18 protein-coding genes are annotated in these 20932 nt (G+C 70.2%); 9 read left to right on the forward strand and 9 right to left on the reverse strand.

What is annotated here, in order from left to right; genetic code table 11:
- Nucleotides 1–25 precede the first annotated feature (25 nt).
- The gene (locus JQX13_RS29760; protein ID WP_203402861.1) at nucleotides 26–496 is read left to right on the forward strand and encodes a GNAT family N-acetyltransferase; all 471 of its coding nucleotides are present in this window, start codon (nucleotides 26–28) and stop codon (nucleotides 494–496) included.
- On the opposite strand, the gene JQX13_RS29765 is transcribed toward JQX13_RS29760, so the two are convergent.
- The 6 genes from JQX13_RS29765 to JQX13_RS29790 form a co-directional block, all read right to left on the reverse strand.
- The gene (locus tag JQX13_RS29765; RefSeq protein WP_203402862.1) at nucleotides 486–1316 is read right to left on the reverse strand and encodes a polysaccharide deacetylase family protein; all 831 of its coding nucleotides are present in this window, start codon (nucleotides 1314–1316) and stop codon (nucleotides 486–488) included. The two genes, JQX13_RS29760 and JQX13_RS29765, sit on opposite strands and share 11 nt — an antisense overlap.
- 220 nt (nucleotides 1317–1536) lie before the next feature.
- Entirely contained in the window at nucleotides 1537–2730 is a 1194-nt protein-coding gene (locus JQX13_RS29770) for an FIST signal transduction protein (RefSeq protein WP_203402863.1), read from the reverse strand.
- A 2-nt stretch (nucleotides 2731–2732) separates the two neighbouring features.
- Nucleotides 2733–2951 (reverse strand): hypothetical protein, encoded by a 219-nt coding sequence (locus JQX13_RS29775; protein ID WP_203402864.1) that lies wholly within the window; start codon nucleotides 2949–2951, stop codon nucleotides 2733–2735.
- Between the two features lie 45 nt (nucleotides 2952–2996).
- Entirely contained in the window at nucleotides 2997–4163 is a 1167-nt protein-coding gene (locus JQX13_RS29780) for an iron-containing alcohol dehydrogenase (RefSeq protein ID WP_203402865.1), read from the reverse strand.
- A 1-nt stretch (nucleotide 4164) separates the two neighbouring features.
- Entirely contained in the window at nucleotides 4165–4482 is a 318-nt protein-coding gene (locus JQX13_RS29785) for an antibiotic biosynthesis monooxygenase (protein WP_203402866.1), read from the reverse strand.
- Between the two features lie 26 nt (nucleotides 4483–4508).
- Complete coding sequence (locus JQX13_RS29790; protein WP_203402867.1) at nucleotides 4509–5072, reverse strand: YkgJ family cysteine cluster protein; 564 nt, start codon at nucleotides 5070–5072, stop codon at nucleotides 4509–4511.
- Between the two features lie 142 nt (nucleotides 5073–5214).
- On the opposite strand from JQX13_RS29790, the gene JQX13_RS29795 reads away from it, so the two are divergent.
- On the forward strand, nucleotides 5215–6450 hold the full coding sequence (locus tag JQX13_RS29795; RefSeq protein WP_203402868.1) for a metallophosphoesterase: 1236 nt from the start codon (nucleotides 5215–5217) through the stop codon (nucleotides 6448–6450).
- A gap of 2 nt (nucleotides 6451–6452) precedes the next feature.
- Here JQX13_RS29795 and JQX13_RS29800 read toward each other — a convergent pair whose 3' ends face one another.
- Genes JQX13_RS29800 through JQX13_RS29810 form a run of 3 tightly spaced genes read right to left on the reverse strand, consistent with a single transcriptional unit; the run spans nucleotide 6453 to nucleotide 12113 of the window.
- On the reverse strand, nucleotides 6453–8366 hold the full coding sequence (locus JQX13_RS29800; RefSeq protein ID WP_203402869.1) for a biosynthetic peptidoglycan transglycosylase: 1914 nt from the start codon (nucleotides 8364–8366) through the stop codon (nucleotides 6453–6455).
- A 60-nt stretch (nucleotides 8367–8426) separates the two neighbouring features.
- Entirely contained in the window at nucleotides 8427–10772 is a 2346-nt protein-coding gene (locus JQX13_RS29805; protein WP_203402870.1) for a DUF1592 domain-containing protein, read from the reverse strand.
- 48 nt (nucleotides 10773–10820) lie between these two features.
- Nucleotides 10821–12113: a DUF1552 domain-containing protein gene (locus tag JQX13_RS29810; protein WP_203402871.1), complete on the reverse strand. Its 1293-nt coding sequence runs from the start codon at nucleotides 12111–12113 to the stop codon at nucleotides 10821–10823.
- Between the two features lie 548 nt (nucleotides 12114–12661).
- On the opposite strand from JQX13_RS29810, the gene JQX13_RS29815 reads away from it, so the two are divergent.
- Genes JQX13_RS29815 through JQX13_RS29845 form a run of 7 tightly spaced genes read left to right on the forward strand, consistent with a single transcriptional unit; the run spans nucleotide 12662 to nucleotide 20929 of the window.
- Entirely contained in the window at nucleotides 12662–13138 is a 477-nt protein-coding gene (locus tag JQX13_RS29815) for a chemotaxis protein CheW (protein ID WP_203402872.1), read from the forward strand.
- Complete coding sequence (locus JQX13_RS29820) at nucleotides 13135–14571, forward strand: CheR family methyltransferase (protein WP_239013936.1); 1437 nt, start codon at nucleotides 13135–13137, stop codon at nucleotides 14569–14571. Before JQX13_RS29815 ends, JQX13_RS29820 begins: the two co-directional genes overlap by 4 nt.
- Nucleotides 14568–15104, forward strand: a complete 537-nt coding sequence (locus tag JQX13_RS29825; RefSeq protein WP_203402873.1) for a chemotaxis protein CheW — start codon at nucleotides 14568–14570, stop codon at nucleotides 15102–15104. The genes JQX13_RS29820 and JQX13_RS29825 overlap by 4 nt, the downstream gene beginning before the upstream one ends.
- Nucleotides 15101–16579 carry a CHASE3 domain-containing protein gene (locus JQX13_RS29830; RefSeq protein WP_239013937.1) on the forward strand — a complete coding sequence of 493 codons (1479 nt, stop codon included), beginning with the start codon at nucleotides 15101–15103 and terminating at the stop codon, nucleotides 16577–16579. The genes JQX13_RS29825 and JQX13_RS29830 overlap by 4 nt, the downstream gene beginning before the upstream one ends.
- Nucleotides 16576–18696: a hybrid sensor histidine kinase/response regulator gene (locus tag JQX13_RS29835; RefSeq protein ID WP_203402874.1), complete on the forward strand. Its 2121-nt coding sequence runs from the start codon at nucleotides 16576–16578 to the stop codon at nucleotides 18694–18696. Before JQX13_RS29830 ends, JQX13_RS29835 begins: the two co-directional genes overlap by 4 nt.
- Complete coding sequence (gene cheB / locus JQX13_RS29840; protein WP_203402875.1) at nucleotides 18693–19754, forward strand: chemotaxis-specific protein-glutamate methyltransferase CheB; 1062 nt, start codon at nucleotides 18693–18695, stop codon at nucleotides 19752–19754. Before JQX13_RS29835 ends, cheB begins: the two co-directional genes overlap by 4 nt.
- Nucleotides 19751–20929: a response regulator gene (locus JQX13_RS29845; RefSeq protein ID WP_203402876.1), complete on the forward strand. Its 1179-nt coding sequence runs from the start codon at nucleotides 19751–19753 to the stop codon at nucleotides 20927–20929. Before cheB ends, JQX13_RS29845 begins: the two co-directional genes overlap by 4 nt.
- Nucleotides 20930–20932: the final 3 nt, after the last annotated feature.

The raw sequence follows: 20932 nt of genomic DNA on the forward strand, positions 1-20932 counted from the left end.
CGTCTCACGCAACCGAGAGGACCCGATGCCCGCAGTCATCCGCCCCGCGACCCCGGAGGACCTTCCGGCGTTGGCCGCCGCGCTGGCGCCACTCCCGCTCTTCAAGGCCTACGGCCTGGATGCCACCGCCCTGGCGGCCCGCTTCCGTGGCGCGCTCGAGCGGGGCGAGGGGTTGCTCATGGCCTCCGACGAGAGTGGTCCGGTGGGCGTGTGTTGGTTCCTCACCCGGGGCACCTTCGGTACCGGCGCCTACCTGCGCACGCTCGCGATCCGTGAGGATCGCCATGGCTCGGGCCTCGGCGCGCAACTGCTCGCGGCCTACGAGGCCGGTTGTGGAGAGCCCTCCGGGGGCTACTTCCTGCTCACCTCCGACTTCAACGAGGGGGCACAGCGCTTCTACCAACGCCACGGGTACCGTCAGGTCGGCGCGCTCCCGGACTTCGCCGTCCCGGGAGTCTCCGAGCTCGTCTTCTGGAAGCCCCGCGTCAGGGGATGAAGTTCGCCACCACGGGACGCTCGGGCTCCTCGGACGGCATGCACGTGGGCCAGGTGTCGTCCTCGAGCAGCGTGCCCACGGTGACGAGCTCGAAGCCGCGCTTGCGCAGACCCTTGATGACGTCCGGCAGGGCCTGGGCGGTGGGGAAGCGCTTGTGATTCATGTGCATCACCACGATGCCGCCGGGGCTCGCCTGGCGCAGCACCCAGTCCACCAGCCGTTTCGGGGTGATGCTCCTATCCGGATCTCCCGAGGGCAGATCGTAGTTGATGGTGGTGAGTGCCGCCTGGGACGCGATCCACGCGACCCGCAGGTCCACCTCGCCGAACGGCGGGCGGAAGTACTTGGGGATGCGTCCGCTCAAGTCATAGACGACCCGCTGCGTGCGCTGCAGCTCCTCCAGGACCTTCCGGTCATCCTTCACCCTGGGCATGTGGGGATGGGAGAAGGTGTGGTTGCCGAACTCGAAGCCCGGGTACTGCGCGAGCTCCTGGACGCGGCCCGGATTGGCCAGGGCCCAACCGCCGCCGATGAAGAGGGTGGCGGGCGTCCCCGTCTCCACCAGGGTGCGGATGACGCGCTCGTCGTACTCGTTCTTGTGCGTGGAGCAGGCGTCGAAGGTGAGGGCGATTCGCATCCGGTTCCGGCTGCCGTTCGTCACGATGGGCGCCGTCACGCTGGCCGTGGGCTCCTGCACGACGGGCGCCTGTTGCTCCCGCGGGAGGGGGGCCTCGGGTTCCGTGGAGGGAACCCATGCGCAGGCGCTCGTCACGAGCGCCGCCAGCGCCAGGAAGGAATGCACGGGAGACCGACGAGCCATGATTGTGCGACGCGCTCCTGTCGTCCGCCTGGAAGCGGGGGGAACGACCCAGGTATAGCGCGAATGGCTCTTCGCCTGTTGGGTATGCAACGAACAGTGCGCCCCTGTGACGGGCCGTGCGGCAGCCGTGGCGGAGGTTTACGCGGTCCTCGAATTCGGCCGCTTCCACCGCATGAGGAAGGGGGCTTGACGTGCGGTGGAAGGGGAGGGGGCGCCCGCGTCAGGGGTTGGCGAAGAGCGTCAGGCTGAGCGACAGGTCCTGGTGCACGTTGCCCAGACCGGGGATGTGGCCCTGCTCACCGAAGGTGCACAGGCCCAGCAGGGGCACACCCGGCAGCAGCCGCGCGAACGTTCGCAGGCCCTCGTCGATGCGAGGCCCCAGCGCACCCGCGCACCCGGCGCAGAAGATGAGCGACGCGCCCTTCACGTCCCGCGTCGTCATGCCTCCGTGCGCCAGCGCCGTGTCGATGAGATGGGCCACCTCGTTCACCAGACCCTCGGCGGTGCCGGTCATCAGGCACACCTCGTCGTGGGGCTCGATGCGGGCGAAGACATCCACCGCCCCCCGGTCCGCGTGGATGTGGGCGGGGTGCACCGTCACGTAATGGTCCCGGTTGCCCATGTCGCGGCGCACGGCGAGGGGCCGCAGCGCCGTCTGCGCCAGGATGTTGCCTCCCGAGCGCAGCTGGTCATCGATGGCTCCCTCCATCCAACGCCCCAGCACCTGCGCGGCCGGCTGGCCATCCAACGAGAGCAGGCTTCGGCCCTCGGCGCCCGTGGCCCGGGCCCGCACTCCCGTGGGGCTGTAGGGGGTGGACAGCGCCGTTCCCAGCCGCACCTCTCCGAAGAGGCCCAGCAGCGACACGCCCATCGGCACCGGGCCCTCGTGGGTGAAGACGCTCCACTGCCCGGCGATGGCATGGTCCGCGGCGCTGCCACCCTGGCACGGCACGTCCGGACACACGCTCGCGATGCCCGCCAGCATCTCCTCCTCGTCGCCGGGCGAGGCGTTGAAGAGGATCATCCGCGGCATCTTCCCGCCCGCCTTGCGCACCAGCTCCCGCGCCGCCTTCTCTCCGGCCTGGCGTCCGTCGGTTTCCCTGGAGGAGGCCACGAAGGCCGTTCCGGGCGCACCGCCCACGAGCAGCACCGCCACGGCGCCGTGGCCCTCGTTGCGCACGCCGACCGGGGTGAGCACGCCCAGGGACGTGGTCACCCCGTGCAGGGACACCCCGGACAGTTCTTCCTGGAAGGCGGCGTGGACGCGCGCGGCCTCGTAGTCCACCGTCGCGGTGATGTAGGCGGCCTGGGCGGGCACGCCTCCGAGCTGTGCCCGGGCCTGCTCCACCGCGGTGTGGACGGCCTTCTCCACGTCCGTGTCATCTCCGACTCCGACTCCGATCGCGACCGTCATCTTCATGGCTCCGAGAGAATCCCCTGGAGTTCCATCAACTCCTGGGCCGTCAGCAGTTGGGGCAACGCCCGCTCCAGTCGCCTCAGTGCGTCTGGTGGATCCGGATCATTCGGGCCGAAGCCGCGGACATTCACACCGGTCATCATGATGAGGCGCGCGACACCGAAACCGAGCTTGCGTTTTTCGACGAAGGAGGTGATGCGACTGATCCTGTTGGCCATGAGAACCTCTCGTCAGCGTCCACCGGGAGCGCACCGCGTGGACGTTCACCGTGAGCGGAGGGCGATGTCCGTGAGCTCCTCGTCCGTGAGGGGGAGGGGATTGGCTTTCATGCTGCTGGCCGCCTTCGCCCGGGCCACGAGCCGCGGAACATCGGCCTCCGTCAATCCATAGCGCCCGAGGCCCGGCACGCCCAGGGCCTGGCACAGCTCCCGGACCCAGGTGATGCCGTCCTCGGCCCGAGCGTCCGCGCGCCCGGTGAGCAGCACCGCCACCTCCTGGAAGCGAGGCAGTGACGGGTGCGACGGTGCGCGGGCCCTCAGCGCGCGCAGGTTCACCTCCAGCGTGGCGGGGAGCAGCGCCGCGCAGACCGCGCCGTGCGGCGCATCGAACATGCCTCCCACCGGGGCCGCGAAGCCGTGCACCGCGCCCAACCCCGCGTTGGCCAGACACAGGCCGCCGAAGAGGCTCGCGAGCGCCAGGTCCTCCCTTGCCGCCGCGTCGGGTCCTTCCAACACCGCGCGGCGCAGCGAGCGTGCCGAGCGGACAATGCCCTCGCGGGCCAGCGCGTCGGTGAGCGGGTTGGCCCGGGCCGACAGGAAGGGCTCGATGAGTTGGGAGAGCGCGTCCAGTCCGCTGGAGGTGAGGACACCGCGGGGCGCGCCCGCCAGCAGGTCCGGGTCCACGATGGCGAGCCGGGGCAGCATGAGGGGACTGCGCAGGCTCGCCTTCACCTGGGCGTCCTTCACTCCCAGCACCGCGTTGCGCGTCACCTCTGAGCCGGTCCCCGCGGTGGTGGGAATGGCCACCAGGGGCAGCGAGGGTTTCGTCAGGGCCTGTCCCTTGCCCACCACTTCCAGGTAGTCGAGCGGCTCGCCTCCATTGGTGGCCAGCGCGGCGAGGGCCTTGCCCGCGTCCAGCGCGCTGCCTCCTCCGAAGGCCACCACCGCGTCACATCCCTCGGCGCGCGCGGTGGCGGTCCCCTCGCGCACGAGCTCCACGGTGGGCTCTCCGTCCACCGCGAAGTTCACGGAGGAGAGACCGAGCCGGCCGAGCCCCTCGCGCAGCACGTCGGCGCGGGAGGGATCTCTGCCCGTGACGAGCAGCACCTTGTTGCCACCCAGGGCCCTCATCGCCTCGGGGGCCTCGGCCAGCCGGCCGGCCCCGAAGAGGATGCGTGTGGCGGTGGCGAACTCGAAGCCCATCATTCCCATCTCACCAACCCGCGTCCTCGGGGAAGCAGTTGACGTACTTCCGGGACGTGCGTGGCTCGGCCATCATCTCCGTCACGGTGTCCCGCCACTTCAGGTAGTGGGCCGTCTCCTTGTGGGCGGCGGGTGCTTGGGGATTCTTGTAGGCCTCCACGAGGACGAACCGCGTCGGGTCCTCGGTGTCCTGGATGACGTCGAAGCGGGCGATGCCCGGCTCCTTCACGCTCTCCCTCGCATTGGCCAGGGTGGCGTCGCGGAAGGCATCGACCCACTCGGGCTTGACGTGGACGTGGACATGAACGACCAGCAGGCTGTTGGGCATGGGTCCAGGATACTAGAGCGTCCTGATTACGAGCGCGTTTCTCCCAGCAACGTGTCGAGTCGGATGCGTTCGCCCCGCCGGGCCCCTCGCGCGTCCGCGTAGGCCGCGTCCAGGGCACCCAGCACCGTGGACAGGGTCGTCTGATCGAGCACGCAGTCGGGGGACACGTCTGGCAGCCCGGCTCCGCCCTCGAAGTTCTTCTCACATGCTGAGACGGAGGCCGCGCCATCCGGCTCCCGCTGACGGATGGGCACTCCGTGCGAGCGGCAGACGAGGGGGCGCCAGGCGTAGAGGGCACAGCGCCCATCCGCTTCGAGTGCCGGGCAGCTCCCCGGAGCGCCCTGCTTCGCCCGGTGCGCCAGGCGTGCGCGCTCCTCTTCCGGCAGCCGGGAGAGCCCCTCGCGGATGACACTGGCCTCGAGCGCGGTGACGGACAGCCGGACGTGACAGCAGGCCGTGCAACCCGCCTTGCATTGCATGGCGCCGCCGTGGCGGGACTGCACGCGGGTGAAGAAGGTGTCCACCTTGGCGACCAGCTCCTGGTAGCGCTCGCGCACGGCCCGGGCCTTGTCCTCATCCTGCTCGGTCATGGTGTCTCAACGTCGCACATGGGGGCACCTCGTCCAAGGAACCTCGTCATCCGCGGGCATCTCTTCGTGCGGAGGCTCATCTGGGGGGCAGGCTGGCGTTCGCCCGGCGTCCGGATGAACGCTCTGTTATGCACTGCCGCCCATGGGGAGACTCTTCTTCATCGTCCTCGTCAACATTGGCTCGTACCTCGTTCTTCGCCGGTTGTGGCCTGGCCTTCGCGAGGGATGGCGCCGGTGGACGTTCCTCGGGTTGTCGGTGCTCTCGGTGCTGGCCTTCGCCCTTCCGCTGGCGCTCGGTTTCGGAGAGCACGGCGTGTTGCCGGTGGTGGGCCTGCCCCTGAAGCTCTTCAGCTCGGGGTGGATCGTCGCGGTGGGGCTGGTGATGCTCCTGGGGTGGCCCCTGGCACTCTTCCTCGGTCGCGGTGCCCGCACCCGCGAGAGCCTGGTTCCCACGTTACAGGTGGGTGACGAGGGCCCGTCCCTGGTCGCGACGGCTCCGCCGGTCCAGGTCGACATGGAGCGGCGCAATCTGCTCACGGGAGTGGGTCGTGCGTTGCCGTTGCTGGCGGCGGGGACGAGCTCGGTGGGCATGGTGGCCGGCTCCTCGGGCTTCGAGGTGCGGGAGCTCGAGGTGCGGCTGCGTGGCCTGCCCCGGGCGCTGGATGGCTTCCGGATCGGGCAGATCACCGACATCCACGTCGGGACGTTCATCGACGCCGAGTACGTGCGCGCCACCGTGGAGGTGATGAACAAGGCCCAGGTGGACCTGCAGGTGATGACGGGAGACCTGATCGACGATCTGGCGCAGCTCGATGGGACGATGGCCGCGCTGGAGGCCTGCCGCGCGCCGCACGGGATGCTCGCCATTCTTGGAAACCACGAGCACTGGCGCGGCCTGCGCGCCATCCGTGAGGCGTACGCGGCGAGCGCGCGCCGCGGGAGTCCGGTCCGTCTGCTCGTGGACGAGTCGCATGTACTCGAACACGCGGGGCAGCGGGTGCGCGTGGTGGGCGTGGACTACCCCATGGGGCGCACGCGGGGCATGCGCGTGAAGGCGGAGCGCATGCGTCAATCGGCGGAAGTGGCCTTCCGGGGCGCGTCCGCGGATGAGGTGGTGATCTGCCTGTCACACCACCCGGACTTCTTCCCGTTCGCGTTGGAGCGGGGCGCTCGTCTCACGCTCGCCGGCCACACGCATGGAGGACAGGTGGCGATCCTCGGCATGCCGCTGTTCCGGTTCGCCTTCGACTACATGCTGGGCCGCTACCGGCGCGGGGACGGGCAGCTGTACGTGTCGGGCGGTACGGGCCACTGGCTGCCCTTCCGGATCGGCGTGCCGCCCGAGGTGTCCATCCTGACGCTCCGCGCGGACACCTGAGCTCACGGGATGGCGCGCAGCCGCGTCTCCTCCTCGGAGGAGGTCCGCGCGCCGTGGTGGCCGGCGAAGGTGAGTGGGGTGGAGAGTGCGTGCTGGTACTCCACCTGGGTGATGTCTCCTCCCGAGTACAGCACCGTCAGCAGCTCATCCACGTTCTTCTTCCAGGTGTCGGAGAGCGCCCCCCGGCTGCAGTACACGTGGTAGCGCACCGGGTTGGGGATGATGGTGGCCAGGAAGGCGGACTCGAGGATGCTCAGCTCGCGCGCATCCTTGCCGAAGTAGTGCCGTGCCGCCTCGCCGATGCCATGGAGGTTGGGGCCCCACTCGATGATGTTGAAGTACACCTCGAGCAGCCGCTCCTTCGGCACCGAGGCCTCCAATCCCAGCGTGAGGAAGGCCTCCTTCACCTTGCGCGCGTAGGTCTTCTCCCGGGACAGGAAGAGGTTCTTGGCGAGCTGCTGGGTGATGGTGGAGCCGCCGCGCACCTTGTCGTCCGCGGGTGCGAACAGGATGTTGCGGAGCGAGTTGAAGTCGAAGCCCCGATGAATCCAGAAGGCGGCGTCCTCACTGCGGAGCACCGCGCGCACCAGGGGATGAGGGAGCTCGGACACCGGCACGTAGGCGTCGTTGCTCGGGCCGATGTGCAGCTCCCGCCCCCGGCCCTCGGGCGTCAGGGGCCGGTAGTCGAAGGGCGCCCGGAGCCAGGCCAGCGGCCCGGCCCTGGCCGACTGCTTCAGCTCCGACAGATCGAGCTTCGCCTTCACCTCCCATTTCCGGCGGTGGCGTATCGGACCGGAGAGCGAGAAGGCGCCCTGGAAGTGACCTTCCAGCCGGGCCAGCTCGGTGCCGGGCACCAGGGCCGCGGGCAGCGCCGCCATGGCCTGCTCGAAGGAGAGGGGTTGCAGCTCCGCCTGGAGCGAGAAGCGCGGCTCCTTGCTCCAGGTGACCTCGCCATGCACCTCGACGCGTGCCTCGCGGCGCTCTCCCACCGTCAACTGCAGGGACTCGAGCTCCACGCGCCGGCGCCTCATGTCCCAACGCGCGCGGCCCTCGGCCGAGAAGGCGAACGGACCCACCGGCTCGGGGGCGAACTGGGCGCTGTTCACGGAGAGGCCCGTCATGGCCAGGGAGAAGGTGGCCCCCGAGGCGTCCACCCGCGCCTTTCCCTCGAGCGTGCCCCCTTCCAGGCGCAACGGAGGCTCCGCGAGTGACAGCAGGGAGGCCGCCTGGATACCCTTCCCCTCGAGAGTCCCCGAGAAGCCCGACTCCGCGCGCTGGACGGACAGGGCCGCGCTCCCGCCACCTGGAAGCCCGGCCGTCGCCTCGAGCCGGGGCTCCTCCGCCGTCCCCTCCAGCCGCACCCGGGCCGAGAGCGGACCCCATTCCACACGGCCTTGTCGCTCGAAGGCCAGGTGCACGTCCTTCAGGACCAGCTCGGGCAGCTCGCGGGTGGAGCCCTCGTTCGGGGAAGGTGACGGAGCCGAGGGCCGCTTCTCGCGCGCCTCGCGCACCCGCTCGACGAGGGCCCGCACCTCCTCTCCCCGGGGCCCGGCCTCGACCTGGACGCTCGAGAGCACCACCCGGCTCGCCTCGACACGTCCCGAGAGCAGCGCCATCCGACGGAGGTGGACGGTGACGCGCGAGATGCGCACCACGGGAGGGCCCTCGGGCCGGGTGCCCGGAAGCTCCACGGGCCCCAGCGACACCGTCCCGGTCCACCCCACGTGGAAGTCATCGCCGATGTGCACCGGGCCCAGCCGCGACTCCAGGGCGGGCTTCACGCGGGCGAGAACCCGTGCGTGCATCGCCTCTCCCTGGAGCCAGGTACGTCCGGCGACCCCACTGACGGCGAGCAGGAGGGCGAACGACAGGAGGATGAAGAGCCCTCTCTTGGAGGGACGGCGTGGGGGGGACATGGGGCGCTCGCCTCCCTATCGACAGGGGAGGCGAGGTTCAAGCGGGGCCGTGGGCCCGGGTTACCGTTTCGCGCAGTACCCGAAGCTGGTGCTGCTGCCGGGTGACAGCTCGTCGTTCCAGTCCAGGCCCGTGAAGGTGCTCTGGTTTCCGGAGTGGCTGGCGATGGCGCTCCAGGCGTGGGTGAAGGTGCCCTCGATGGTGAGGGTCACACGCCAGACGAGCGGGGCCGTCCCGGCGTTGGTCACCTTGACGTTGTGGCAGTAGCCGCTTCCCCAGTCGTCCTGGACGGACACGGAGATCTGCGCGTTGCCGGAGGCCGGGGGCGTGGGGGTTCCCGTTCCACCGCCGGTGCCACCCCCCGTCCCGCCACCGGTGCCACCCCCCGTCCCGCCTCCGGTGCCATCACCCGTTCCCGGAGTCGGATCGACCACGCCACTCTCGTCGCCCAGGCGCATGGTGAAGCGGGGCAGCTGGGTCAGCGAGATGATCAGCTCCGGGATGCTCAGCCCCTGCTGACGGAAGCGCTCCGTCAACTGGCCGCTCACGCACGACTCGTCATCCCCGGAGACGCCGTAGCCGAAGCGCAGCCACTGCATCGAGAAGCAGGCGTGCACGTCCGGGCTCTGCGCCAGCTTCTGCTGGAGCCCGTCCACTCCCGTGAAGGCGCCGTTGGTGGAGGGCGAGGACAGCACCTCGCCGCTCGCGTCCACCGGCTGCCCGTTCACCTCGGGCAGGAAGCGGCCGACACTGTCGAACTGCTCGAAGCCGAAGCCGATGGGATCCATCATCTGGTGGCAGGACGAGCAGGCCGGGTTGTTCGAGTGCTCCTGGAAGCGCCCCCGGTTGGGCAGTTGCTCATCCACGGGGGACAGCTGCACGTTGAGGCCCGGGGGCGGCGGCGGGAGGGGCTGGCACAGCAGCCGCTCGCGGACGAGCTTGCCGCGGCGCACGGGCGAGGAGGTCTGCGGCGTGGCCTGGGCCGCCAGGACGCTACCCTGTGTGAGGATTCCGCCGCGTCCCGTGCCCTTCAGCTCCCACATCCGCATGCCATTGCCGAGCTTCGTCGTGGAGCTCACCGGCCCCGACTCCAGGCGGTAGAACGCCGCCAGCCCGTCCGAGGCGATCGTGTAGTCGGCGGAGAAGAGCTCCGGCAGCTGGCCGCTGCTGTTGCGGACGACGTAGTCGAAGAACTCCGTCGTCTCGGCCTTCATCGCCGAGCGGATGGTGGGGCTGAAGTCCTCGAAGTAGGTGCTGTCCTTCTGCGCCTGGGCGAGCTTCTCCATGTCCAGCCACTGGCTCACGAAGTGATCCAACATGGGGCGGCTCCGGGGGGACGCCAGCATGCGGCGCGCCTCGGTGGCGATCTGCTCGGGCGTGTGCAGGGTTCCCTCGCGCGCCTTGGCGAAGAGCGCCTCATCCGGCATCGAGCCCCAGAAGAGGTAGGACAGCTCCGAGGCCACCTCGTAGTCCGTGAGCGCGTAGCGCCCGTCTCCCAGGTGCTGACCCAGCTCCGTGCGGTAGAGGAAGTTCGGGGACTGGAGCATGGCGGCGATGATGGCCTTGATGCCCTCGGTGTACCCGTCCGTCGGGGCCACGCTCGCGTAGAGCGACTCATAGCGGGTCCGCTCCGCGTCCGTCAGCGGGCGGCGGAAGGCGCGCAGGCCGAAGCTCTGGATGAACTGCTTCGCGCACGCCTCCCCCGCCGAGCAGGAGACGTGCTTGGACAGGTTCGTCACGGCCGCTTCGGCGGCCTGCTCGGCGGCGGTGAGGAGCTTGTCGGTGAGCAACTGGCCCACGGCGCGTGCGTCCGCGTTGTTGTCGAAGCCGTTCACCACCTCCTCCGAGGGCAGTGACTGCCCCCAGGTGGAGTCCTGGTAGAGGAGGTCGCGCAGGGTGTTGTCGTACTCGAAGCGCGTCAGCATGCGGATCCGCCGCCGGGCGCTGGGGTCGACCTTGTCCGGCTCGCAGGCCACCTGGGTGAAGCCCTCACAGGCTCCCGCGACGCCGTTGATGCGGTCCGCGAAGCGCTGGAAGTCCTCGTAGCGCGTGCCGCCCTGGGCGACGATCGTGCCACCCCCGTGTCCCTGGGGGTGCAGGCCCGCGGGCTTGAGCACGAGCAGGGACTCGTCGTCGAGCAGCTCGCGCGCGAGTCCCCGCACCGTCATGAAGTTGGACTCCACCGCGCCCGGCTCTCCCGGAGGCAGCAGCACCAGGCGTGTCCCGGCCGCGAGCCCATCGGCCTTGTGGCAGGCGATGCACTGCGTGGACATCACCGGCTCCCACAGCCGGGCGCGGAAGAACTCCAGGTCATCGGGGCAGCCGCCCGTGTCGGATTTGCAGGCGGAGAGAAGGGTCGCGGAGAAAAAGAGGGCGCCAAGGGCAGCGAGGTGCCGGGTGGTGAGCACGGGTCTGCCTCCTAATCGCGAAGGGGGACTGTCAGGGGATGAAGGGGGTCAGACGAGCTCGCTGAGCGGACCGCTGGCCTTGGTGGAATCGCCAAAGGTGTCGATGGAGACGCCCATGGCGTGGCAGACAGAGGTGAGCAGCTTCTGGTGCGGAACGCCGTTGAAGCGGAGGTAGCGTCCGAAGCGCAGGTAGCTGTTCGCGCCCCCGGCGAGCACGAAGGGAACGGAGCGGCAGGTGTGCAGGCGGCTGTCGCCAAGCTCCTTGGCCCAGACCACCAGGGTGGAGTCGAGCATCGTGCCGCTCCCTTCCAGGTCGGGGCGGGCCGCGAGGGAGTCGAGCAGGTAGGCGAACTGCTCGGCGAACCATCGCTCGCACTTGATGAACTCCCCGAGCCCGAAGGTGTTGGAGTCGTCCTTGTGGGAGAGCTCGTGGTGGGCCTCGTTGACGCCCGACCAGGTGAAGACCTGGGGCGCGACGGTGTGGGACCACTGGAGCGAGGCCACGCGCGTCATGCCACAGGTGAGCGCGCTCACCAGCAGATCCATCTGGGCGCGGCCCACGGTGGGGAAGTTGGCGTTCGCCATGGCGTCCATGGCGATGGGGGCCGTGGCGGAGGGGCACCCGGGGATCGCCACGGGCTCGGTCAGCCCCTTCTCCGTCTGCCGGAGCGCCTCGAGGTGCTGCTCGAGCTTGCGCTTCTCCTCCGCGCCCACCCGCTGGGACAAGTCATTCATCTCGCCACGCACCAGGTCCAGCATGCTCTTGCGCCGCCGCAATTGTTTGTCGGCGGCGGTGGTGTCACCCCCGAGCGCTCCGAAGAGCCGCTGGAAGGCGTTGCGCGGGTTGTCCTCGGGCGAGACGAAGACACCCGGGGCCGAATACGACATACGCGTCGAACGCGCGGCGCCCCAGAGGCTCGTCTGCACTCCGAATTCCAGCGATTGGAAGCGCGAGCTCTGGCCCACCTTGCTCGCGATGTATTGATCGACGGACAGGCCCCCCGAGGCATTCCGCGCGGTGCCTCCGCCGGTGAGCATGTTGGCCATGCCCGCTTCGTGGTTGTCCACCTCCGCGAAGTCGATGCCCTCGCAGACGAGCAGTTTGGACACGTGGCGGTTGAGCGCCTCCAGCATGCTGCCGGCGGGGAACGAGAAGGCCGTCTCCGTTCCGCTCGGGCGCCAGTGGCGGTGCACCGTGCCATTGGGGGTGAAGAAGATGATCAGCCGCTTCGCCACCGGCGTCGCCGCCTGGGCTTCTCCGCTGAGGAATCGCAGCAGGGGCGCGGCCAGCAGCGAGGCGCCCAACCCTGCCGTGAACTGCCTTCGCCCGATCCGAATCATACGCATCGACTCCGTTCCGTGGTTGCGACTCGGCGTCCTGCTCGTGGCAGGTTTGTGGCAATGACTGTCTGTTGCTGCATGGCGAGACTCTGAGTGTAATGCCTGCTCGCGGCCACGAGAAAGACCCACGCCCGGTGGCTTCGACCACAACTCAAACGCTGTTTTTGATTCGAGGGCAGGCGGGTGTGAGGCCTTGTGCGACCACGCCTACCCAGCGATTCCCAAGTATGGGGAAAGCTCGGAAAATGTCGAGGCTTTGTAGCTCGGCGGCATCGATTCTTCACGGAAAGGCTTTCATGAAAGCCTGGGCAGTGAAGAGGTTTCGCGCGGGTGCCAAATTTCCGTCTGGGTTTAAAGCGCGGCCGTCGGTGGATGTGCCGTGAAATCAGGAAGAGGGGGCGGCATGAGCGGTTTCCGCGCGGGTGTGCTCGGGGGTGTGCGTGGGTGGGCCGACACCATCCAGGCGGGCATCGGACGCGGTCCTCCCTCGCCTTGACATATGCTGAGGGTGCATGATTTGCGTGGATTTCGAACCCGAAGGGGGAGTCATGCCCAGGCAGGGGTCGCGCTGCTTCCTCGTGGTGAGGGCGCAGGAGTGGATGTGCGCGCTGCCGCTCGAGGAAGTGGAGGAGACGATGAGGCCGCTGCCGGTTGCCCCGGTGTCCGCGGCCCCGTCGTTCGTACGGGGAGTGTGCGTGATGCGCGGCACGCCCGCCCCGGTGGTGAGCCTGACGACGTTGCTGGGCGGAGGCTCGGCGCGGCCCGGTGAGGGCCAGCGCTTCGTCTCGCTGCGGGTGCCCGAGGGGCGGCTGGCGCTCGAGGTGGATGAGGTGCGCGGCTTGCGCTGGCTGGAGGAGGGCTCCCTGGACTCGGTGCCGGCCCTGCTGCAGGCCACCGCCAGCGGCCATCTCCAGCACCTGAGCTCGCTGGATGGCCGCCTGCTGGCCGTGCTCGGGGCCTCCCGCCTGTTGCCCGAGGAGCTCTGGGGCCGCCTGGAGAAGTCCTCCGGACAGGGGGGCGCGTGATCGCCGAGTCTTCACGCCCCGCGCTGGCGCGTTTCGTCGCGCTCGTGGAAAAGCGTCTGGGCCTGTTCTACGACAAGGCCCAGTGGGGTGAGCTGGAGCCCCTGCTCGCCGAGCGGTCCGCCGGGAGTGGCGTGGAGCGCTACCTCGAGCAGCTGGCCTCCTCGTCGACACAGCAGGAGGAGTGGAAGGCGCTCGCCGAGCGGCTCACCGTGGGAGAGACGTACTTCCTGCGCCACCCCACCCAGCTCGAGACGCTGGTGGATCAGGTGCTGCCCTCCTTCCTGCGCCAGACGTCCAACATCCGCGTGCTGTGTGCCGGCTGCTCTTCTGGAGAGGAGCCCTACTCCGTGGCCCTCCTCGCTCGCGAGCGCGGCCGCGTGGATGCCTCGCGGCTCCGCATCCTCGGCATCGACGTCAACCCGCGTGCCATCTCCCATGCGCGCCGGGCCTGCTACTCGCCCTGGTCGCTGCGCGCCGTGCCGCTCGCCATGCGCGAGCAGTGGTTCCAGCGTACTCCCGAGGGTTTCTCCCTCCGGCCCCAGGTGCGCGACCAGGTCATCTTCGAGGAGCGCAACCTCATGGAGGAGGCCCCCGCCTTCTGGGCCCCGGGTTCCTTCCACGCCATCCTCTGCCGCAATGTGATGCTGTATTTCCCGCCCGAGGCGATGCGGCGGATCATCGCCCGCATGGCGCAGGCGCTGGTCCCCGGCGGCTACCTCTTCCTCGGGCCCAGCGAGACGCTGCGCGGCATCTCCGATGATTTCGAGCTGCTGCGCGGCGGAGACGCCTTCTACTACCGGCTGCGGCAACCGGCGCAGGCCAGCGCCTCGGCCCTGGCCATGGCGCCGCCCGCGGCCCTCCAGCGGACGTCGTCACAGGTGACGTTTCCGGTGGTCGTGCCTCCCGCGCCGGCTCCGGCTCCAGCGCCGGACGGGGTGGACGGGGTGCTGCATCTGCTCGCGGCGGAGCGCTACACCGAGGCCTGGTCGCTCCTGGAGTCGCTGCCCCAGTTGCCCCCGTCCTCGCAACCCAGGGCCCTGCTGCTGCGCGCGGTGCTTCACCTGCACGCCGGGCGCCTGGGACAGGCCGAGCAGCTGGGCCGGCAGCTCGCCGCGACGAGTGTCACCGAGGCCCCGGCCCACTACCTCCTGGGGCTGTGTCTGGAGCAGTTCGGAGACGAGGTCGGTGCCCGCGGCCGGTACGTCGCGTCCGTGCGCGCGGATCCCACCTTCGCCCTGGGCCAGCTGCGCGCGGGAACGCTGGCGCGCCGGGCCGGTGACGTGGTCGAGGCCCGGGTGGCCCTGCGCATGGCGCTCTCCCTGTTACCCCAGGAGAAGCCCCTGTACCTGTCGCTCTTCGGTGGTGGCTTCGGCCGTCATGGCCTGATGCAAGTGGTCCTGCAGGAGCTGCAGGCCTGTACGGAGGTCCCATGAGTCTGCCTCGCTCCCGGGTGTCCCTGCGGCTGGACGAGCTGCGTGACAGCTTCGACTCCTCCTTCTCTCGTCCGCCCCCTCCGCGGCAGGAGCCCGGCGAGGCGCTGCTGCGGCTGCGCGTGGGAGGCGCCCCCCTGGCCGTGCGGCTGGGACACCTTTCCGGCCTCCACCTCATGCCCCGTCTGGTGGGCCTGCCGGGTGCTCCGGCCGCGTTGCTGGGGCTGGCGGGGCTCCGGGGCCAGCTCATCGCCGTGCATGACCTGGCGGCGCTGCTGGGCCTGCAGTCCAGTGAGCCTCCGCGCTGGTTGCTGCTGGCCGGTGGTGCCCGGCGCGTGGGGCTGGCGGCGGCGGGGTTCGAGGGGCAGATGCGCGCCACCTCGGAGCAGATGCGGCCCGGTGGTAGCTCCTCCACCCACCCCTTGTTGAGCACCAGTGTTCTCCTTCCGGACGTGCCCCCGTTGCCGGTGCTCGATGTCGACTCTCTCGTGAGAAAGTTGCTGGAGGACGCCTCCGCGCTCCAGCAGGGGAGATGATGAAGATGTTCTCGAAATGGACGCTGGTCCGGCAGTTCGCCGCCGCGGTCGCCATGGTGGTGGTGCTGATCGGCCTCTTCGTCTACATGGCCCTCAAGAGCACCCGGGACTTCACGGGCGCCGCCGTCGCCGTGGGGCACTCCCACCAGGTCATCAATGGACTGGAGCGGGTCCTCTCCAGCGCCAAGGACGCGGAGACGGGGCACCGTGGCTACATCCTCACCGGGAATGACTCCTACCTCGCGCCCTACCTCGAGGCGCGGCGTGATCTGGAGGTGGAGCTCGAGCGCGTGCGCGAGCTCGTCGCCGACAACGCCCAGCAGACCGGACGCCTGGAGACGTTGCGCTCCCTCCTCATGCGGAAGTTGGACGGCCTGCAGGCCAACATCGAGCTGCGCCGCACCCAGGGCTTCGACGCCGCCCTGGCCGCCATCAACACCGGTGAGAGCAAGGCGCTGATGGATGCCACCCGGAAGGCGGTGGAGGAGCTGCGTCAGGCGGAGTTGCGGCTGCTCGAGGCGCGCCAGGAGCAGCTCGATCGCGACGCGGATTCCTTCGAGGGGCTCTACAAGTGGGGCGGGGTCGTGGCGGTCCTCCTCGTCGTGTTCGCCGCCTCCCTGGTGGGCGCCGGCCTGCAGAAGAAGATCGGCTCGGCCATCGCGCAGGTGCAGGGCTCCTCGGCGGAGCTTCAGTCGGCGGCCTCGCAGCAGGCCACGGGCGCGCGCGAGCAGGCCTCGGCCACCACGGAGATCTCCACCACCGTCAAGGAGCTGCTGTCCACCTCGCGGCAGATCGCCTCCAGCGCGCAGCAGGTGGCCCGTGTGGCGGACGAGACGGCCGGCGCCGCCCGCACCGGCAACGAGACGGTGCATCATGCCCAGGAGGCCATCGACACGGTGCGCCGCCAGGTGGACGCCATCGTCAACCACATGCTGGAGCTGGGCAAGCGCTCGCAGGAGATCGGCGGCATCCTCGACATCATCAACGAGCTGGCCGAGCAGACGAACATCCTCGCCATCAACGCCACCATCGAGAGCGCCGGCGCCGGTGAGCACGGCAAGCGCTTCGCCGTGGTGGCCGAGGAGATCCGCAAGCTGGCGGACCGCGTGGGGGGCGCCACCAAGGACATCCGCGTGCTCATCGATGAAATCCGCGCCGCCTCCAACACCACCATCATGGCCACCGAGGATGGCTCCAAGGCGGTGCAGAGCAGCGCCCGGCAGTTCTCCGATGTGGCGGGCAGCTTCCGGCACATCGCGGAGCTGGTTCGCGCCAACCTGGACGTGGCGCGCGAAATCGAGCTGAGCACCCAGCAGCAGACGACGGCGGTGGAGCAGGTGAGCACCGCCATCCTCGAGGTGGCCCAGACGGCGCGTCAGGCCGAGTCCACCTCCGGGCAGACGCTGCAGACGGCCACCCGGCTCATCGAACTCTCCAAGCAGCTCAACGCCATCATCGATTCGCGCGCCTCATGAGCCTGGACAGCGATCCCTACCGCTACTTTCGCATCGAGGCCCGGGAGCTGATCGAGCAGCTCACGCAGGGCCTGTTCTCCCTCGCGGATGGAGAGGGAGGGGCGCAGGCCGTGCCGGAGCTCTTCCGCTATGCGCACACCCTCAAGGGGGCCGCGCGGGTGGTGGGCCAGGTGCGCATGGCGGAGATGGCGCACGCGGTGGAGGACGCGCTGTCGCCCTACCGCAACAGCGGCGCTTCCCTGCCCGTCGACAGCGTGCACGAGTTCCTGCGCCTCGTGGGTCAGATGGCGGAAGCGCTGGACGAGCTGGAGGCTCCGGCGCCCGCTCCCGCCCAGGAGGAACAGGCCCAGTCCCAGGAGGGGGCCCCCGCGTTGGCGCTCCCCGAGGCACCGTCCTCCGAGGTGGTGCGCGTGGAGTTGGAGCGGCTGGACACGCTGCTGGAGGGCCTGTCCGAGGCGGTGGTGCAGCTGGGCGGTCTGCGCGGGGCGGTGGAGTCGCTGACGCAGGCCCAGCACGGTGCCGGCAGCCTCATCGCGCAGCTCACCGCGCCGGTGGCCTCCAGTGGCTCGCCCGCCGAGCGGGCCCGGTGGCTGTCTCGCGTCCTGGCCGTGGCCGAGAGCCTGCGCTCCTCGCTGGTGAAGGCGGGGCGGCAGCTCGGCGGTGGGCTGGGGCAGGTGGAGTCGGAGCTGGCGCGGCTTCGGGACGGGGCCAACACCCTGCGGCTCGTTCCGACGCAGACGCTCTTCGGACCGATGGAGCTGGCCGCTCGCGACGCGGCCGCCTCGCTGGGCCGCCAGGTGGAGGTGGACGCGGAGGGCGGGGACATCCAGATCGACGGGCACGTGCTGGCGGCGGTCCGTCAGGCGCTGGTGCACGTGGTGCGCAACGCGGTGGACCATGGGCTGGAGACGCCCGACGAGCGGCGGGCGGTGGGCAAGTCGCCCACGGGCCGTTTCTCGGTGAAGGTCCAGCGGCGCGGTGGACGCGTCTCCTTCCAATGCGAGGACGACGGGCGCGGCGTGGACCTGGGGCGGATCCGCCAGGTGGCGGTGGAGCGCGGCGTGGTCTCCGCGTCCGAGGCGGACGCCCTGGACGAGCAGGGGTTGCTGGAGCTGCTCTTCCAGCCCGGTTTCAGCACGGCGCGAGCCATCACCGAGGTGTCCGGCCGTGGCGTGGGGTTGGACGTGGTGCGGGACACGGTCCGCCGGCTCAAGGGCGAGGTGCACATCTCCTCCCGGCCCGGGCTGGGGACGTGCATCACGCTGGAGGTGCCCCTCACGCTGGCCTCGTTGGAGGTGCTGGGGGTGGAGGCCGGCGGGCAGCGTCTGCTGGTGCCCCTGGAGGCCCTGAGCGGCGCCATCCACCTGCCAGCCGAGGCCGTCACCTGGACGGGGGCTCGCGCCTGCATCTCCTTCGCGGGCGAGGTGCTGCCCTTCCTCCCCCTGGTGGATGCGCTGGGGCGCGCGGGGACGGGACAGCGGCCCCGGGCCTGGTCCGTCCTGGTGCTCGACGCGGGCGCGGCGGGCCGGGCCGCGCTGGGCGTGGAGAAGCTGCTGGGCATTTCCCGCCGGGTGAGCCGGCCCCTGCCCGCGACCGTGCCCCCGCTGCCGATGGTGGCGGGTGCCAGCTTCGACGAGCAGGGCGTTCCCCTGTTGCTGCTCGACGCGGCCGGCCTGGTGCGTCTGGTGCAGGCGGGCTCCTCGGGCGGGCCTCCCAAGGCGCGCGCCGTGCAGCGGCACCTCATCCTCGTGGTGGATGACTCCGTCACCACCCGGATGCTGGAGAAGAGCATCCTCGAGGCCGCCGGCTATCAGGTGGAGCTGGCCGCCTCCGGCGAGGAGGGCCTGGAGAAGATCCAGCGTGGTGGCCACTCCCTGCTCATCGTCGACGTGGAGATGCCGGGGATGACGGGTCTGGACGTCACCCGCCGCATCCGCTCCATGCCCGCGCTGCAGTCCCTGCCCATCCTCATGGTGTCCTCGCTGGCCACGGAGGAGGACAAGCGGCGCGGCCGGGAAGCGGGCGTGTCGGCCTACATCGTCAAGGGAGAGTTCCAGCAGCACGGCTTCCTCGACACGGTCGCCCGTCTGACGGCCTCCTCGCGGAGGTCCACGTGAACCGTCTGCGGGTCCTCATCGTCGACGACTCGCTGACAGTACGCCGCCGGCTCGCGGATGCCTTCGCGTTCGACACCTCGTGCGAGGTGGTGGGCGAGGCCTCCGATGGTCAACAGGCCTTCGAGCAGTGCCAGCGCCTGCGTCCGGACGTGGTGACGATGGACCTGGTGATGCCGAAGGTGGACGGGCTGCGGGCCACCGAGCTCATCATGGCCCATTGTCCCACCCCCATCGTCGTTCTCTCAGCGGCTGAGAATCGCACGGAAGGCCTGCGGACGATGGACGCGCTGGCCGCGGGGGCGGTGGACGCGGTGGACAAGCCCTCGGGACTCCTGGACGCGAAGTGGATGGGGATGTTGTTGTCGCGGGTGCGGGTGGCGGCGCGGGTGCGGGTCATCACCCACGTCCGGGCCCGGTTGCGGCTGGAGGAACCACATCCTCCGCCCCGGGTGACGGCACCTCCGGTGCCCCCTCGGCTGCTCGTGATGGGAGCGTCCACGGGCGGTCCGGCCGCCGTGCGCCACATCCTCCGCGCCCTGCCGGCGGGCTTCCCGCTGCCGGTGCTGCTGGTCCTGCACATCACCGAGCACTTCGATACCGCCATGGCCGAGTGGCTGGAGGCGCAGAGTGGACTGTCGGTGCGCAACGCGGTGGACGGAGAGTTGCTACCCTTGCCGGGCCGGTTGAATGTGCGGATGGCGCCGGGTAACCGGCACCTGGTGGTCAAGGGCGGGCGGTTGCGGGTGGTGGACGGGCCGGAGCGGCATTCGTGCCGGCCCTCGGTGGACGAGCTCTTCGAGTCCGTGGCTCGGGAGCTGGGGGCGGCCGCCATCGGTTGTTTGCTGACGGGCATGGGACGGGACGGCGCGGAGGGGTTGGCGGCATTGAGACGCGCGGGCGCGGCGACAGTGGTGGAGGATGAATCGACCTGCGTGGTATTCGGCATGCCCCGGGAAGCCATCCGGCTGGGGGCGGCACAGCATGTGGTGGGGCTGACGGACATCCCACCCCTGCTGACGGCGCTCGCGCGAGCGGGCGCCAGGGAAGGAACGGCATGAAGGCACGTGTGCTCATCGTGGACGACAGCGCGACGGTCCGGGCGGACATGCGCGGGGTGCTGAGCGCCGCGGGTTTCGGCACCACGCTGTGTGAGAGCCTCGCGGTCGCTCGCAAGGCGCTGAGCGAGAGTGAGTTCGACCTGGTCATCCTGGACATGCTGCTGCCGGATGGCGAGGGCGTGGAGTTGCTGGAGGAGCTGCGCCGGGCGCCTCGCACCGCGCACCTGCCCGTGTTGATGCTGTCCACCGAGGCGGCGGTGATGCAGCGGCTCAAGGGCCTGTCACATGGCGCCAACGACTATGTGGGCAAGCCCTACGACTCGGCGTACGTGGTGCGGCGCGCCCACGAGCTGACCCAGGTGCCCGAGGCGGATGGGACGCCGCGGCTGGTGTCGGCCGGCAGGCGCCGCCGGGTGATGGTGGTGGACGGGCGCATCGACTTCCGCCACCGCGCCGCGGACGCGCTGCGCAAGGATGGCCACGACGTCATCATCGCCGAGTCCGGAGAGGACGCCATGCGGCTGCTGGAGGCCCAGCCGGTGGATTGCATCCTGTTGGACCTGGAGATGCCGGGGCTGGAGGGCCCGGAGTGGGTGCGCGCCGTGAGGGCCCTGCCGGCGACGGCGCAGGTGGCCGTGGTGGGCCTGACGGCCGGCTTCGACGCGAAGCTCATCTCCGAGGCGTTGGCGGTGAAGGTGGATGCCTTCTGCTCCAAGACGGAGGACATCGAGGTGCTGCGCGCGCAGGTGCGCACCGAGCTGCGGCGCCGGGCGGAGTCCGAGCAGTCCGCCTCGGGTTCGATGGCCACTCCCCATCTGCCCCATCATTCCGTGGCCCCGATCGCTCCGGTGACGCACGTGGCTCCCGTGGTGCCGGCCACGGCCGCCCCCGCGCCCGCCATTGGAGCTGGCCACGGGTCCCTCTTCGACGCGCTGGTGGCGCGCTGCGGTTTGTCGCCCGTGATCGCTCCCTCCACCATGACGCGCGCCTGCCGCAAGGCCGGGGTGGAGCCTCAGCTGCTCACCCCCGCGTTGCTGGCCCGGGCGCTGCCGAGCATCCGCGACATGCTGCACATCTTCCTCGACGCCCAGGAGGCGGAGCGGCGCATCCAGTCCATCCAGGCGTTGGCGGAGTCCCCCGGCGCGCATTCGCTGGGGAAGACCCGCGGCTCCTGAGTC

This window comes from Archangium violaceum, from assembly GCF_016859125.1.
In the GTDB taxonomy this organism is placed as follows: domain Bacteria; phylum Myxococcota; class Myxococcia; order Myxococcales; family Myxococcaceae; genus Archangium; species Archangium violaceum_A.